Source organism: Pseudoalteromonas piscicida (assembly GCF_002208135.1).
GTDB lineage: Bacteria > Pseudomonadota > Gammaproteobacteria > Enterobacterales > Alteromonadaceae > Pseudoalteromonas > Pseudoalteromonas piscicida_A.
Map to the genome: position 1 here is coordinate 1,676,873 of NZ_CP021646.1, position 16,249 is coordinate 1,693,121.

Sequence of the window (16,249 nt, forward strand, 5' to 3'; positions counted from 1 at the left end):
CGGCTGCCAGAGAGCAAGTTGTTAACTAAGGTAGCTCTATTTTGATATGACTTTTGGGCTTGCTACAGCACAATAAAATTTCCCCATCTCTCACAAAAGCAAGTGGCTCGTTCGCGTACTGTATTTGTCCTTCGATGAGCTTCGCACGGCAAGCGCCACAAAAACCTTCGCGGCATTGATAGGGGACTTCAATATTTGCGGCTTCAAGGGTTTCAAGTATCGAAGACGAAGAAGCCAAATATTCCAGTGGCTCCTCAATATTCTCAACCTGAATTAGGAAGGATGGCTTTTCAACCATTACAGGTCGAAATCGCCAAAGTCAGAGGCATCAACTTCAGAATCAATTTGTCCAACAAGGTATGAGCTGATCTCAGCTTCCTGTGGTGCAACCTGAACATTGTCAGAAACAAGCCAAGCATTGATCCACGGAATAGGATTCGATTTGGTCTCAAATTGCGTTGGTAAACCAACTGCTGCCATACGAATATTTGTGATGTACTCGACGTATTGACACAAAATATCTTTGTTTAGTCCAATCATTGAACCGTCTTTAAACAGGTACTCAGCCCATTCTTTTTCTTGCTCAGCTGCTTCAACAAACATCTTAATTGCTTCTTCACGGCATTGTGCTGCCACGATAGACATTTCAGGGTCGTCTTTGCCTTCTTGCATGATATTTAGCATGTGCTGTGTGCCAGACAAATGAAGCGCCTCATCACGAGCAATCAGTTTGATGATCTTTGCATTACCTTCCATAAGCTCACGCTCAGCAAAAGCAAACGAGCAGGCAAAACTCACGTAGAAGCGGATCGCTTCTAAGATGTTTACCGACATGATACAAAGGTACAGGAGCTTTTTCAGTTCAAACAAGTTTATGACGACCGTTGTGCCGTTAATTTCATGTTTGCCTTCACCATACTGATTATAAAGGCTTACCTTTTCAATCAGTTCATCGTAATACTTAGTAACCGCATCCGCACGTTCAACAATTTTGTCATTGCCCACGATGTCGTCAAAGATTAACTCAGGATTTTGCGTCACATTACGAATAATGTGAGTGTAAGAGCGACTGTGGATCGTTTCACTAAACGCCCAAGTTTCGATCCAAGTTTCAAGTTCAGGAATGGAGACGATCGGCAAAAGTGCAACGTTCGGAGAGCGACCTTGTACACTGTCTAGCAATGTTTGATATTTTAGGTTGCTCAAAAAGATATGTCTTTCGTGCTCAGGAAGTGCCTGAAAGTCCAATCTATCCTTACTTACGTCAACTTCTTCTGGACGCCAGAAAAACGATAATTGCTTTTCAATTAGCTTTTCGAAAATAGGGAACTTCTGCTGGTCGTAGCGAGATACATTAACAGTTTGTCCGAAAAACATCGGTTCTTTTAACTGGTCGTTATGATTTCTGCTAAACGTAGAATATGCCATAAATGTGTTACTCAATACCTAAAAAAGCGGGTGAAGACCACCCGCATAAAAAGTTATATCTTACAAGCGCCGCCTTCACAGCCATCGTCTTCTGCTTCTGGTTTCAACTCATCTTGAGCATCCGAAGCACCGTCGCGGGTATTATGGTAGTAAAGTGTCTTAACACCAAGTTTGTACGCGGTGAGTAAGTCTTTTAGCAATAGCTTCATAGGAACTTTACCTGCTTCAAACTTACTTGGATCATAATTGGTATTTGCAGAGATAGTTTGATCGATGAACTTCTGCATAATACCAACTAGCGCCAAGTAACCATCGTTAGATGGAATATCCCAAAGTAGCTCATAGTTGTCTTTGAGGCGGTCGTACTCTGGTACAACTTGCTTCAAGATACCATCTTTACTCGCTTTAACACTGATATGACCACGAGGCGGTTCTATACCGTTTGTCGCGTTTGAAATTTGCGATGATGTTTCCGACGGCATCAATGCTGACAACGTTGAGTTACGCATACCGTGTTCTTGGATGCTTGCTCTTAGGGCATCCCAGTCAAGGCGTAATGGCTCCTCACAGACTTTATCAAGGTCACGCTTATAGGTATCTATTGGCATAATACCTTGTGAGTAGGTCGTCTCGTTAAACTTAGGACAAGCACCGCGCTCTTTTGCCAGTTCATTCGATGCTTTCATCAGATAGTATTGGATCGCTTCAAATGTTCTGTGTGTTAGGCCGTTAGCGCTACCGTCTGAGTACTTAACACCATTCTTTGCAAGATAATAAGCAAAGTTAATCACACCGATACCCAGTGTACGGCGTCCCATTGTCGCATTGTACGCGGCAGGTACTGGATAGTCTTGATAGTCTAACAGGTTATCAAGTGCACGAACCGCAAGCTCGGCTAACTCTTCTAACTCATCTAGAGACTTGATTGCACCTAAGTTAAATGCTGAAAGCGTACAAAGCGCAATTTCGCCTTCAGGGTCATTTACATGGCTTAGCGGCTTCGTTGGTAGTGCAATTTCAAGACATAAGTTTGACTGGCGGATCGGTGCAACCTTAGAGTCAAACGGGCTGTGTGTATTACAGTGGTCAACGTTTTGTAGATAAATGCGACCAGTGCTCGCACGTTCTTGTGCAAACATTGAGAATAATTCAATCGCTTTAATGCGTTTCTTACGAATAGACTCATCTTGCTCGTACTTAACATACAGTTCTTCGAATTTATCTTGATCTTCAAAGAATGCGTCATAAAGACCAGGCACATCTGATGGACTAAATAGCGTGATATAGTCGTCTTTAATTAGGCGGCTATACATGGTTTTGTTGAACTGCACGCCATAATCTAAATGACGCACGCGGTTCTCTTCAACACCACGGTTATTTTTTAGTACTAATAGGTTTTCAACTTCAAGATGCCAAAGCGGGTAGAATAGGGTCGCTGCGCCACCACGCACACCGCCTTGGGAGCAGCTTTTAACAGCCGTTTGGAAGTGCTTATAAAAAGGAATACATCCTGTGTGGTATGCTTCACCATTTCTAATTGGGCTACCAAGTGCACGAATACGACCAGCGTTGATACCAATACCAGCGCGCTGACTGACGTATTTTACAATCGCAGAAGAAGTTGCGTTGATTGAATCTAGGCTATCAGCACATTCAATAAGTACGCATGAGCTAAACTGACGTGTCGGCGTGCGAACACCAGCCATAATTGGCGTTGGTAATGAAATTTTGAAGGTTGAAACCGCATCGTAGAATCGCTTAATGTAATCTAGACGCGTTTCTTTCGGGTAGTTTGCAAACAAGCTTGCAGCAACAAGAACATATAAGAACTGCGCACTTTCATAGATCTCACCTGTTACGCGGTTTTGTACAAGGTACTTACCTTCCAACTGCTTAACGGCTGCATAGCTGAAGTTCATATCTCGGCTATGGTCGATGTAGCTGTTTAGCTCATCAAACTCTGCTTTTGTGTAGTCAGTGAGAAGGTGCTGATCATAGCGCTTGTCTTCAACCAACTTTACCACATGGTCGTGTAAGTGCGGCGGCTCAAAACAGCCATAGGCTTTCTTACGCAAATGGAAAATAGCCAAGCGAGCGGCTAGATACTGATAATCTGGAGACTCTTTTGAGATCAGATCGGCTGCAGCTTTAATAATCGTTTCGTGGATATCACCAGTACGAATACCGTCATAAAACTGGATGTGTGACTTTAATTCAACCTGAGAAACTGAGACGTTATCTAGGCCTTCTGCCGCCCATGTAATGACACGATGGATCTTATCTAGATCTAACGGTTCTTTGCGACCGTTTCTTTTGCATACAGATAGCTGTTGGTTCATGTTATGTGCCTGTATTCCTTAGGAACGCGCTTTAGATATCGCACGAATATAAAATTGTTTAGCAAACCACCACTATATATGGTGCCCTAGTGGCTAGGGATCACAAGATAGTGGGGTTGACGTGAATTTGCAAGAGAACAACTCGGGCAGAATTGTGGATAAGTTTGGGATAATTTATTTATGTAAGTATCCACTAACCTATGACAATCCACTTATCTGCCCACAAAGAAAAATCAACAGAAAGATGACGCATTTCAGTAAAAATAAAAAAAAATTCTAACTGATTTTTTTCTACACAAATTCGTATCTATTATAGCAAAAACACAATATATGGTGTTTTATTTTTTAATCGACACTAAATATGCGATAGTGTGTCTAATGGGTTAGTAAGATAGAGATCCGCATGCCATGACTTTGCTTCAGCTTCTGATGGAATGAATCCCCACATTGCTGCTGCACTAATCATTTTTGCGGATTTTGCAGCAACGATATCTCGCTCAGCATCGCCAACATAAATACAACGCGTAGGTGAAACCCCCAATTTTGACGCCACTAACAGTAAAGGCTCGGGATGAGGTTTAGCCACAGCCAAGGTATCTCCACACACAACTGTCTCGATCTTTGCAAGTTCAGGGATCTGTTTTAGTAGCGGAAGTGTTAAAAATTCAGGCTTGTTTGTCATGATCCCAACCTGAACCTCTTTTTCTACAAGTGCCGCTAATAACTCACCAATTTGCGCAAAGCATTGGGAGTGTACTGATAAATTCTCAAGGTAGTAGTCGAGCACTCCCTGACGTAATACCTGAGTATCGTAGTGCTTTAATGACTCGCCAAATCCTACCTGCAGCATCGCTGCTACGCCGTTTGATATCGCACTGCTATATACCTGTTTGCCGACTGTAGGCATTTTATTAGCAGCTAAAACGTGGTTTAGTGCGGCTCCCAAGTCGTCACTGGTATCCAGCAATGTACCGTCTAAATCAAATAATACAGCTTGGATCATGCCAGCTTCTCAAAGTGTAGAATGTAGTTAACTGAAACGTCCTTGGTTAAAGTAAATGTTTTGCCGATAGGGTTGTAGTTAATTCCTGTCGCCGCTCTCACTTTGAGGTCGTACTTTTCAGCCCAATCAATTAAGGTCGAGGGGCGGATAAACTTATCATGCTCATGCGTGCCTTCTGGAACCATCTTAAGCAGTTTTTCAGCAGCGACGATAGCCAGTAAATACGCTTTCGTGGTTTTGTTTAAGGTAGAAAAAAATACGTGACCGCCGGGCTTAACTAGCTGTGCGACTGAACGAATAATGGATTCTGGGTCTGGTACGTGTTCTAACATTTCCATACAAGTTACTACATCGAACTCGCCTTGGTGCATGGCTGCGAATTCTTCCGCTGGCACTTTTTGATAGTCTACGTTAACGCCGACCTCTAACGCGTGGAGCTTTGCGACGTTAAGCGGCTCTTGCCCCATATCGATACCGGTTGCATTTGCACCCAGCTTAGCCATGCTTTCTGTTAAAATCCCGCCACCACAACCGACATCCAATACTGTTTTTGCAAATAGGCCTTCACATTTATCGTTGATAAAGTCCAATCTTAATGGGTTAATGTCGTGTAATGGCTTAAATTCTCCCTCGCGGTCCCACCAGCGCTCTGCTATTTCTTCAAATTTGGCGATTTCATTAGGGTCTACATTTTGATGTTCGGTCATAAAAAACTTCCTCGTCGAATTGAGCGCATTATAAAGGGGATTAGATAAAAATAGCACCTGTAAAACGGTAAAAAGTGTGTTAGCATGCTTGACGAATTTTATAATAAACAAAGCCCCGCTGATACTCTGAGGCAATTCGGCTATTTTTTGAAGCGCGTTTAATTGGCGCTTCAGCAGAAAAAGCAATTTGATATTCAGATAGCATCTCAACACAAGTTGTAGTGTGACACAAAAGGGGTAGACACTGAAGGAAAGTGGAGTCAAATGTCTGATCTCGCCAATGAAATCCTGCCAGTCAATATCGAAGATGAATTAAAAAATTCATACCTAGATTATGCGATGAGTGTAATCGTAGGTCGTGCATTACCTGACGTACGTGACGGCCTTAAGCCTGTTCACCGTCGTGTATTGTTCGCGATGAATGAACTTAAAAATGACTGGAACAAACCTTATAAAAAGTCAGCTCGTGTAGTTGGTGACGTAATCGGTAAATATCACCCACATGGTGATAGCGCGGTTTACGATACTATTGTACGTATGGCTCAGCCTTTTTCTCTACGCTATATGCTAGTAGATGGACAAGGTAACTTTGGTTCTGTCGATGGTGACTCTGCAGCTGCGATGCGTTATACCGAAGTACGTATGGCTAAAGTCGCTCACGAGTTACTTGCTGACCTTGAAAAAGAAACCGTTGATTATGTACCAAACTACGATGGTACAGAGCAAATTCCAGATGTGTTACCAACTAAAGTGCCTAACCTATTGGTGAATGGTTCATCTGGTATCGCGGTTGGTATGGCTACCAATATTCCACCTCACAATTTAACAGAGGTGATCAATGGGTGTTTGGCTGTGATCCAGAATCCAGACATCACCATTGAAGAGTTAATCGATTATATTCCGGGTCCTGATTTCCCAACTGCCGCTATCATTAGCGGTAAAAATGGCATCGAACAAGCCTATAAAACAGGTCGTGGTAAGATTTATATCCGCGCGAAAGCTGACATCGAAGTCGATGAGAAAACAGGCAAAGAAACCATCATCGTTCATGAAATTCCTTACCAGGTTAACAAGGCAAGATTAATCGAAAAGATCGCAGAACTTGTTAAAGACAAAAAGGTTGAAGGGATTAGTGCACTACGCGACGAGTCGGATAAAGACGGTATGCGTATTGTTATTGAAATCAAACGTGGTGAAGTAGGTGAAGTTGTACTAAACAACCTATACGCTCAAACACAACTACAAACTGTGTTTGGTATCAATATGGTTGCGCTAGATAACAACCAGCCAAAGTGTTTCAACCTAAAAGAAATGCTCGATGCGTTTATCATTCACCGTCGTGAAGTCGTAACGCGTCGTACTGTATTTGATCTTCGTAAGGCAAGAGACAGAGCGCATACGCTTGAAGGCCTAGCAATTGCGCTAGCAAACATTGACCCTATCATTGAGCTTATTCGTAAGTCACCAACACCAGCGGAAGCGAAAGCGGCGCTTACGGCGCGAGCTTGGGATCTTGGTAACGTTAAATCAATGCTTGAGCGCACTGGCGAAGAAAATGTTGCACGTCCAGACTGGTTAGCTGAAGAACTCGGGATCCGTGACGGTCAGTATTATTTGTCTGAGCAACAAGCCCAAGCAATTCTTGACTTAAGACTACACAAATTAACGGGTCTTGAGCACGAGAAAATTCTGGCAGAATACAAAGAGCTACTCGATCTTATCGCTGAACTACTGTATATCCTTTCCTCTCCAGAACGTTTGATGGAAGTGATCCGTGATGAGCTTGTCGAAATCAAAGAAACATATGGTGATGAGCGTCGTACAGAGATCACTGCTGCAGCGCACGATATCAGTCTAGAGGATTTGATCAACGAAGAAGACGTTGTCGTTACGCTTTCTCACGAAGGCTACGTGAAATATCAACCTCTTAGCGATTACGAAGCACAGCGTCGTGGTGGTAAAGGGCGATCTGCAACTAAGATGAAAGATGAAGACTTTATCGAACGTCTACTCGTTGCAAATACTCACGATACAATTCTTTGTTTCTCCACTTCGGGGCGCTTATATTGGTTAAAAGTTTACCAGTTGCCGCTCGCATCACGTGCTGCGCGCGGTAAGCCAATTGTTAACTTGTTACCACTCGAAGCTGATGAGCGTATTACGACAATTTTACCGGTTCGTGAATACGAAGAAGATAAGTTTATCGTCATGGCAACAGCGAGTGGTATCGTTAAGAAAACACCTCTGACTGCATACAGCCGTCAGCGTGCAAGCGGTATTATTGCTATCAACTTGAACGAAGGCGATAGCCTCATCGGTGCTAACATTACCACAGGTGAAAATGACATCATGCTATTTACTGAGCATGGTAAAGTTGTACGCTTTAATGAGAAGCAGCGAGATTCAGAAACGGGTGAAGTGAAGCGTGATCCTGAAACTGGCGAAGAAATGTTGGCTTTACGTCCTATGGGCCGTACAGCTACTGGTGTTCGTGGTATCAAGATGCCAGATGACGTTAAAGTGGTATCACTAATCGTACCACAAGGCGATGGTGCAATCTTGACCGTAACTGAAAATGGTTATGGTAAGCGCACACCGCTTGCAGAGTACCCTGCGAAGAGCCGTGCAACACAAGGTGTTGTGTCAATCAAAGTAACAGAAAGAAATGGTTCTGTGGTTGGCGCGGTTCAAGTTGATGACAACGATGAAATCATGTTGATCTCAAACCGTGGTACGCTAGTTAGAACGCGCGTAAACGAAGTTTCTACGGTAGGCCGTAACACCCAAGGTGTGATTCTGATCCGTACGATGGAAGACGAGAAAGTAGTTGGTCTTCAACGCATCGAAGAAATTGAAGTGGAAGAGTTGCCTGAGGGTGACGTTGCAGAGCTAGAAGGTGAAGCAACACCTGCTGCGGAACCTGACGCAGAGGAATAAAAAAATCCTACCCAAAAAAGCGACTTCGGTCGCTTTTTTTCTTCCTGTCAATTTTTTCAATCTGTTCCTCTATGACAAGAGCCAGAAGCCTGATAAATTAAGGCTACCAACAATCCGACGTTTTAGTCGGGCAGCCTACTGTTCATCCAAAAAGTCATGAGAATAATGTTATTCTTTGGATGATCTAGATTATTTGGAATGAGGAAAAATATGACGGTTTATAATTTTTGCGCGGGTCCTGCGATGTTACCTGTTGAAGTTATGAAAAAAGCGCAAAAAGAATTTCTAGATTGGCAAAATCTAGGTGTTTCAGTGATGGAAGTTAGCCATCGTTCGGCACCGTATCTCGAAATGGCAAAGCAATGTGAAGCAAGCTTACGTCGTTTGATGAACATCTCTGATGAATTTGAAGTATTGTTTATGCATGGCGGTGGTCGAGGTCACTTTGCTGCTGTACCTCTAAACCTACATGTAGAGGGTGTACCTGGCGTATATATTGAAAACGGGATCTGGTCTACTGGTGCAACGAAAGAAGGTGAGAAATTCACGCAAACGCATGCGATTAATATTCGTACTGACGAAAATGGTCAATTCGACATTTTACCTGTCTCCGAGTGGAAGCTACCAGAAAACGCTTCATTTGTTCACTATTGTCCAAACGAAACTATCGACGGTATTGAAATATTTGACGTTCCAAAGCATGCAACCGCACCAATTGTAGCGGATATGTCTTCCAATATTTTATCTCGTGAAATTAACGTCGATGACTTTGATTTGATCTATGCTGGTGCACAAAAAAATATCGGTCCTTCGGGCCTCAGTATCGCGATTGTACGGAAGACATTATTGAAGCGTGAAGGCTTGCCAAGACCAGCTATCCTCGATTATGCCATTGAGGCTGAACAGCAAAGTATGTACAACACACCACCAACATTTGCTTGGTACCTTGCGTTTGAGGTGTTCAAATATCTTGAAAGCATTGGTGGTGTTAAAGCAATGGAAGCACACAACCAAGAAAAAGCAGGCATTTTGTATGATTACATCGATAGCTCTGACTTCTACTCAAATAAAGTTGCAAAACATTGTCGCTCGTTGATGAACGTACCATTTTGGTTAAATGATGACAGCCTAAATGCAAAATTCTTGGCTGAGGCAGAACAAAACGGTTTAATCGCACTTGAAGGCCACCGTTTTGTTGGCGGTATGCGGGCTAGCATATACAACGCCATGCCAATCGAAGGGATCAAAGCACTAGTTGCATTTATGGATAAATTCGCACGGGAGAACAGTTGATGGAGCAATTAACTCTCAAGCCCATAACCAAAGTCAGCGGCAGTGTGACGCTACCAGGCTCAAAAAGCTTATCAAATCGTATTTTGTTGCTTGCGGCGTTGTGCGAAGGCACAACAAAGGTGACGAACTTACTAGATAGCGATGACATCCGCCATATGTTAGGCGCGTTGTCTCAGTTGGGCGTTGAAGTGACGCTAGAAGACAATAATACGGTGGCACTGGTCAAAGGAAATGGTGGTAAGTTTACTACACCCGTTGAACCACTATTTTTAGGTAACGCGGGGACCGCATATCGTCCATTAACCGCTGTGCTTGCAGCTATGCCCGGTGATTATAAACTGATTGGTGAGCCGCGGATGGAAGAGCGTCCGATTGGTCATCTTGTTGACGCGATGCAAGTGCTTGGCGCGGATATTCAATATCTAAAAAACAAAGACTACCCACCGTTAAAAATTGCAGGTAAGCAACTTGCTGGTGGTGAAGTTGAGATTGACGGTAGTATCTCAAGCCAGTTTTTAACCGCATTATTGATGGCTGCACCACTTTTTAGTGGCGATACGAATATTGCGATTAAAGGTGATCTTGTTTCAAAACCTTATATTGATATTACTATTGGCGTGATGGCGCACTTTGGTGTTCACGTCGAAAACCACAATTATCAACATTTTGTGGTAAAAGCTGGACAACAGTATCGTTCTCCAGGAACACTTATGGTCGAAGGGGATGCGTCGTCAGCCTCTTATTTCATCGCTGCTGCTGCAATTGCCGGCGGTGAAATTGAGATCAAAGGGGTGGGTAAGCAAAGTGTGCAGGGTGATATCGGCTTTGCCAAAGTGATGGAACAAGTCGGTGCAAACATCGATTGGTATGATGAGCGTATTGTTGTTCGTAAAGGTGAGCTAAATGGTGTGGATATTGATGCCAATGCTATCCCTGATGCTGCGATGACACTTGCAACCGTAGCACTATTTGCTAAAGGAAAAACTGCTATTCGTAATATCTACAATTGGCGTGTGAAAGAAACCGACAGGTTAGCTGCCATGGCGACTGAGCTTAAAAAAGTAGGCGCAGAAGTGGTAGAAGGGCACGACTTTATCGAAGTAACGCCACCGGCTAATTTTAATTTCACGGATGTGGATACATACAATGACCATCGTATTGCAATGTGTTTTTCGATGGTTGCAGTGGGTGGTCAAGCGATCACTATCAACGACCCTAAATGCACGGCAAAAACCTTCCCAACCTACTTTTCAGTGTTAGAAAGCATTAGTCAGTATTAGTCTCATCAAAGGTGTTGAACAGGTTCGACACCTTAAAATCTTCTCTAGAAACCGCCTAAAACTACTTTAGATATGCGTATTTTTGTTTGAATTTTATTCAGTAAAAGCCAGTCTACTTCCAACATTTATCGTATCTCGCTGCACTAATAATTTGAGATATAACAAAAAATGACAGGTAAATAAGGATATATTCAGCAAATTGACGTATACTATGCGCCGTCAAATTCAGGTGAGCATTTTTAGGAGGTCTAAATGCAGGCAGCTATGCCAGTTATCACCGTAGACGGCCCAAGTGGTTCAGGCAAAGGAACTGTTTGTCGCTTGTTAGCTGAAACATTAAACTGGGAAGTGTTGGATAGCGGTGCGATTTATCGCGTGCTTTCGTTAGCAGCATTACACCACCAAATTGCAACTGATAACGAAGAGGGCTTGGTTCCACTCGCAGCTAATTTGGATGTACAATTTTCTATCGATAAAGAAACTAAAAAAAGCAAAATTGTACTCGAAGGTGAAGATGTCACTAATACCATTCGCAATGAAGAAGTCGGTGCAGCAGCGTCAAAAATTGCAGCATTACCAAGAGTGAGAGAGGCATTATTACGACGTCAGCGCGCTTTTAGAACAGAAGTTGGCTTAATTGCAGATGGACGTGATATGGGAACGGTGGTATTCCCTGATGCTGAACTTAAAATTTATTTGACTGCAAGTGCAGAAGAACGTGCTCGCAGGCGATTTGTTGAGTTGAATGAGAAGGGCCATGATGTTACACTAAGTGGTCTGTTAGAAGACATTAAAGCTCGCGATGATCGCGATATGAATCGCAAGGTTGCCCCATTAGTTCCTGCTAGCGATGCGATAGTTGTTGATACAACTGAGCATAATGCTGAGCAAGTGTTCAAACAGGTTATGTCTTTTATTCAAGACGCCATTGTGGCAGGTAAACTTCCAAAAAGTTGTTTACCTAAGTAAATTTTTTAATGACACAGGCAGGAAGCTAGTGTTTATTTAACAACCCCATGCAGCATGGTTGCTAATTGGTAATTTAACTTTATAGAGACGTATTTAGTATGTCAGAAAATTTTGCGCAGTTATTTGAAGAAAGCCTACAGGGTTTTGAAGTTGAGCAAGGCTCAATCGTTAAAGGTACAGTAATCGCTATCGAGAACAATGTTGTTCTTGTTGATGCTGGCCTTAAATCTGAAAGTGCAATCCCTGCAGAGCAATTCAAAAATGCTGCTGGTGAACTAGAAGTTGCTGTTGGCGACGAAGTAGATGTAGCACTTGACGCTATCGAAGACGGTTTCGGTGAGACTATCCTTTCTCGTGAGAAAGCGAAGCGTCACGAAGCTTGGATCCGTCTAGAGAAAGCATGTGAAGAGCACGAAACTGTTGTTGGTATGATCAACGGTAAAGTTAAAGGCGGTTTCACTGTTGAAGTTGATTCAATCCGTGCATTCCTACCTGGTTCACTTGTTGATGTACGTCCAGTTCGCGACACAGCTCACCTTGAAGGTAAAGAGCTAGAGTTCAAAGTTATCAAGCTAGACCAGAAGCGCAACAACGTTGTTGTTTCACGTCGTGCTGTTATCGAATCTGAGAACTCACAAGAGCGTGAAGAGCTTCTTCAAAACCTTGTTGAAGGTCAAGAAGTTAAGGGTATCGTTAAGAACCTTACAGACTACGGTGCATTCGTAGACTTAGGTGGTGTTGACGGTCTTCTACATATCACTGACATGGCTTGGAAGCGTGTTAAGCACCCTTCAGAGATCGTGAACGTAGGTGACGAAATCAACGTTAAAGTACTTAAGTTCGACAAAGAGAAGACTCGTGTTTCTCTAGGTCTTAAGCAACTTGGCGAAGATCCATGGGCTGCTATCGCTGGTCGTTACCCAGAAGGTGCTAAGCTTACTGGTCGTGTAACTAACCTAACTGACTACGGCTGTTTCGTTGAAATCGAAGAAGGCGTTGAAGGTCTAGTACACGTTTCAGAAATGGATTGGACTAACAAGAACATCCACCCTTCAAAAGTAGTTTCACTAGGTGATACTGTTGAAGTTATGGTTCTTGAAATCGACGAAGAGCGTCGTCGTATTTCTCTAGGTCTTAAGCAGTGTAAAGCTAACCCTTGGCAAGAATTTGCTCGTCTTAACAACAAAGGCGACCAAGTTTCTGGTAAGATCAAGTCTATCACTGACTTTGGTATCTTCATCGGTCTTGACGGCGGTATCGACGGTCTTGTACACCTATCTGACATCTCTTGGAACACTCCAGGCGAAGAAGCTGTACGTGAGTACAAGAAAGGTGACGAAATCACAGCTATCGTTCTACAAGTTGACCCAGAGCGTGAGCGTATCTCTCTAGGCGTTAAGCAAATCGACGCAGATCCATTCACTAACTACCTAGACGCCAACAAAAAAGGTGCTATTGTTAAAGGTAAAGTGACTGAAGTTGATGCTAAAGGCGCAACTGTTGAGCTAATCGAAGGCGTTGAAGGTTACATCCGTGTAGCTGACATCGCGCAAGAGCGTGTTGAAGACGCGACTGCTGCTGTTTCTGAAGGCGACGAAATCGAAGCTAAATTTGTAGGTGTTGATCGTAAGAACCGTACTATCAGCCTATCAGTTAAAGCTATCTACGAAGCTGAAGAAAAAGAAGTACTAGAGAAGCTTAAGAAAGATGAGCCTGCGTTCGAAAACGCAATGGCTGCAGCTTTCAAAAATGCTCAAAAAGACTAATTAATCAGTCTTTAAACTAGGAAGGGCGCTTAGCCCTTCCTTTTACACTAAAGGAAACATTATGACAAAGTCTGAATTGATAGAACAACTTGCACTGCAGCACGCTCACGTTCCTGTTAAAGATGTAGAGAATGCGGTAAAAGAAATCCTTGAACAAATGGCTGGCTCATTATCAGACTCGGAGCGTATCGAAATCCGTGGCTTTGGTAGTTTCTCGCTTCACTTCCGTTCTCCTCGCACTGGTCGTAATCCTAAAACGGGCGAGACAGTAGAATTGGATGGTAAATACGTACCACACTTTAAGCCAGGCAAAGAGCTGCGCGATAGAGTAAACGAAAGCTTAAATAATTAAGTCTAACGGAGCTAAACTTGGTTGCAGTATTGAAAAAGGGATTAGCTGTTGTTGCCATACTGATTGCATTTTTAGTTGGAACACAAAATCCACAAGTTGTTAATGTCAATTTTGTAATTGCAAGTGCAGAGTTACCACTCGCAACCTTAATGAGTATTTGCTTAGCTCTTGGGATAATTATTGGTTTACTTGTAACTGCGTCGGTTTTATCTAAGCTTAAATGGCAAAATCATCGCCTAAAAAAAAGTAATAGTAAGCTTAGTCAAGCAGCCGAACGCTAGTTATGATCGAGCTGCTGTTTTTATTACTACCTGTAGCCGCCGCTTACGGTTATGTTATGGGTAAAAATAGTGCAAAGAATCAAGCCCTAGAGCAAAGTAGACAAATTACTTCTGAATACAGTAAAGGCCTAAAATTCCTACTAGATAGGGAAGAAGATCAGGGTCTTGAACACCTCACCAAATTACTAGAAGTCTCAGCAGACTCCGTCGACCATTATTTAACGCTCGCATCGCTCTTTAGAAAGCGGGGAGAGTTAGATAGAGCGATAAAAATTCATGAGCTATTACTTAAACAACCTAATCTAGATGAAGAAGTGGTGAAGTCCTGTCGTCTAGAGCTTGCTCAAGATTACATCTTAGCTGGCCTATTGGATAGCGCTGAAGAACATTTAGTCATTCTTGTAAAACTTGGGTTTAAAGATGCACTCGACCCAATTCTAAACCTATACTCTCAAACTAGAGATTGGCGAAAAGGCGTTCATATGTATGAAGCGCATCCTGAGCTTTTCAAAAAGTCGTCTCATTGCGCCACTATTGCAAATTTCTATTGTGAAGCTGCAAATCAAGAAAAGAATCCAAGCCTATTCGAAAAAGCGACGTCGCTCGCGCATGAAACTGTAAGACCCTTGTATGAAATGGGGAAAGACGCATACAAACATGATGATTACGTTAAATGTATATATTATTGGCGAAAGCTTGTGAGCCAATTTGTATTTATGGCACCTCTAGTAATTGAGGACCTAGAATCCTGTTATGTTAAATTAAATATTCATGAACAATTTTTCGAGTTGGTTTCTGAGCTATTAGAAAAAGGAGGCGTGCTGATCAGAATTAAGTTTTGCCAAGGATTAGTTCAAAAAGGTCATATTTCCGAGGCGATAGAGTTTCTAACTGATAGTTTAAAGCGTGAACCATCAATTAGGGGCTTTAGTTATTTGCTGCAACTCATTAGCGGCAAAGATGCTAAAATAGATCACGTACTACAAGAAATAGATAAATTGGTGAAGTCTTATATTGCAACTAAGCCAAACTATCAATGTGGTCATTGTGGGTTTACAAGTCACACAATGTACTGGTTATGTCCCTCCTGTAAACATTGGGAGTCACTTGCTCCAAGCCGTGGGTTAGACGGTTTTTAAGTTTTTAATTTGGCCAAATAGGGTAACTATGTCGACACAAGATTTAAAAAAGGTTTTGATTGCGCTTGATTATGATAATGAAGAAGCTGCATTATCATTTGTTTCTCAGCTTTCACCCGACGAATGCCGATTGAAAGTAGGTAAAGAGATGTTTACCTATTTTGGCCCTCAGTTTGTAAAAAAACTGGTAGATATGAATTTCGATGTGTTCTTAGACCTAAAATTTCATGATATTCCAAACACAGTTGCAAAAGCGGTAACTGCTGCAGCTGAACTTGGCGTGTGGATGGTAAATGTTCATGCCAGCGGCGGTCATGAAATGATGTCAAAAGCAAAAGAAGCATTGGCAGCTTACGGTGATAAAGCGCCACTACTTATTGCTGTCACCGTGCTAACGAGTATGGATCAAGGTCAGCTATTAAAGCTCGGAATTGAAAAAACACCTCAAGAGCAAGTACTATATCTAGCAAAATTAGCGAAAGAATCAGGCCTAGATGGCGTGGTCTGTTCTGCGCAAGAAGCCGAACTTTTAAAAGCTCAACTCGGTAAAGAGTTTAAGCTTGTGACACCGGGTATCCGACCAGCAGGTGCTGATGCTGGCGATCAAAAACGTATTATGACACCTGAAAAAGCAGTGAAAGCGGGGAGTGATTATCTAGTGATAGGGCGTCCGATCACTAAAGCTGAAAACCCCGCCGCCGCATTAAAAGCGATAAACCAAAGTATTGCTACACTTTAAAAGTGAAAGGCCAACA

General features: G+C 42.7%; 14 protein-coding genes. 9 read left to right on the plus strand and 5 right to left on the minus strand.

Annotated features, from left to right (window positions below; translation table 11 throughout):
- Positions 1-25 precede the first annotated feature (25 nt).
- The 5 genes from yfaE to ubiG form a co-directional block, all read right to left on the minus strand.
- The gene (gene yfaE / locus B1L02_RS07945; RefSeq protein WP_088530601.1) at positions 26-298 is read right to left on the minus strand and encodes a class I ribonucleotide reductase maintenance protein YfaE; all 273 of its coding nucleotides are present in this window, start codon (positions 296-298) and stop codon (positions 26-28) included.
- Positions 298-1,428, minus strand: coding sequence for a class Ia ribonucleoside-diphosphate reductase subunit beta (nrdB, locus tag B1L02_RS07950; RefSeq protein WP_088530602.1), 1,131 nt, complete (start codon positions 1,426-1,428; stop codon positions 298-300). The genes yfaE and nrdB overlap by 1 nt, the downstream gene beginning before the upstream one ends.
- Before the next feature lie 53 nt (positions 1,429-1,481).
- Positions 1,482-3,767: a class 1a ribonucleoside-diphosphate reductase subunit alpha gene (gene nrdA, locus B1L02_RS07955; protein WP_045990768.1), complete on the minus strand. Its 2,286-nt coding sequence runs from the start codon at positions 3,765-3,767 to the stop codon at positions 1,482-1,484.
- A gap of 355 nt (positions 3,768-4,122) precedes the next feature.
- Complete coding sequence (locus B1L02_RS07960; RefSeq protein ID WP_088530603.1) at positions 4,123-4,770, minus strand: HAD family hydrolase; 648 nt, start codon at positions 4,768-4,770, stop codon at positions 4,123-4,125.
- Positions 4,767-5,477 (minus strand): bifunctional 2-polyprenyl-6-hydroxyphenol methylase/3-demethylubiquinol 3-O-methyltransferase UbiG, encoded by a 711-nt coding sequence (gene ubiG / locus B1L02_RS07965; RefSeq protein ID WP_010604847.1) that lies wholly within the window; start codon positions 5,475-5,477, stop codon positions 4,767-4,769. The genes B1L02_RS07960 and ubiG overlap by 4 nt, the downstream gene beginning before the upstream one ends.
- 264 nt (positions 5,478-5,741) lie before the next feature.
- Here ubiG and gyrA point away from each other — a divergent pair, with 264 nt between their 5' ends.
- From gyrA to pyrF, 9 genes are all read left to right on the plus strand, one after another.
- Complete coding sequence (gene gyrA / locus B1L02_RS07970; RefSeq protein WP_088530604.1) at positions 5,742-8,414, plus strand: DNA gyrase subunit A; 2,673 nt, start codon at positions 5,742-5,744, stop codon at positions 8,412-8,414.
- A gap of 210 nt (positions 8,415-8,624) precedes the next feature.
- Positions 8,625-9,707: a 3-phosphoserine/phosphohydroxythreonine transaminase gene (gene serC / locus B1L02_RS07975; protein ID WP_088530605.1), complete on the plus strand. Its 1,083-nt coding sequence runs from the start codon at positions 8,625-8,627 to the stop codon at positions 9,705-9,707.
- Entirely contained in the window at positions 9,707-10,987 is a 1,281-nt protein-coding gene (aroA, locus tag B1L02_RS07980) for a 3-phosphoshikimate 1-carboxyvinyltransferase (RefSeq protein WP_088530606.1), read from the plus strand. The genes serC and aroA overlap by 1 nt, the downstream gene beginning before the upstream one ends.
- A gap of 252 nt (positions 10,988-11,239) precedes the next feature.
- The gene (gene cmk / locus B1L02_RS07985; RefSeq protein ID WP_017217320.1) at positions 11,240-11,956 is read left to right on the plus strand and encodes a (d)CMP kinase; all 717 of its coding nucleotides are present in this window, start codon (positions 11,240-11,242) and stop codon (positions 11,954-11,956) included.
- A 98-nt stretch (positions 11,957-12,054) separates the two neighbouring features.
- A complete protein-coding gene (gene rpsA / locus B1L02_RS07990; protein WP_017217321.1) occupies positions 12,055-13,722 on the plus strand; it encodes a 30S ribosomal protein S1 in 1,668 nt (555 codons plus the stop codon).
- Positions 13,723-13,783: 61 nt separating this feature from the next.
- Positions 13,784-14,074 carry an integration host factor subunit beta gene (ihfB, locus tag B1L02_RS07995; protein WP_010377033.1) on the plus strand — a complete coding sequence of 97 codons (291 nt, stop codon included), beginning with the start codon at positions 13,784-13,786 and terminating at the stop codon, positions 14,072-14,074.
- A gap of 17 nt (positions 14,075-14,091) precedes the next feature.
- Positions 14,092-14,355 carry a lipopolysaccharide assembly protein LapA domain-containing protein gene (locus B1L02_RS08000; protein WP_010377035.1) on the plus strand — a complete coding sequence of 88 codons (264 nt, stop codon included), beginning with the start codon at positions 14,092-14,094 and terminating at the stop codon, positions 14,353-14,355.
- A gap of 2 nt (positions 14,356-14,357) precedes the next feature.
- Positions 14,358-15,494: a lipopolysaccharide assembly protein LapB gene (locus B1L02_RS08005; protein WP_088530607.1), complete on the plus strand. Its 1,137-nt coding sequence runs from the start codon at positions 14,358-14,360 to the stop codon at positions 15,492-15,494.
- A 28-nt stretch (positions 15,495-15,522) separates the two neighbouring features.
- Positions 15,523-16,233, plus strand: a complete 711-nt coding sequence (pyrF, locus tag B1L02_RS08010) for an orotidine-5'-phosphate decarboxylase (protein WP_088530608.1) — start codon at positions 15,523-15,525, stop codon at positions 16,231-16,233.
- Positions 16,234-16,249: the final 16 nt, after the last annotated feature.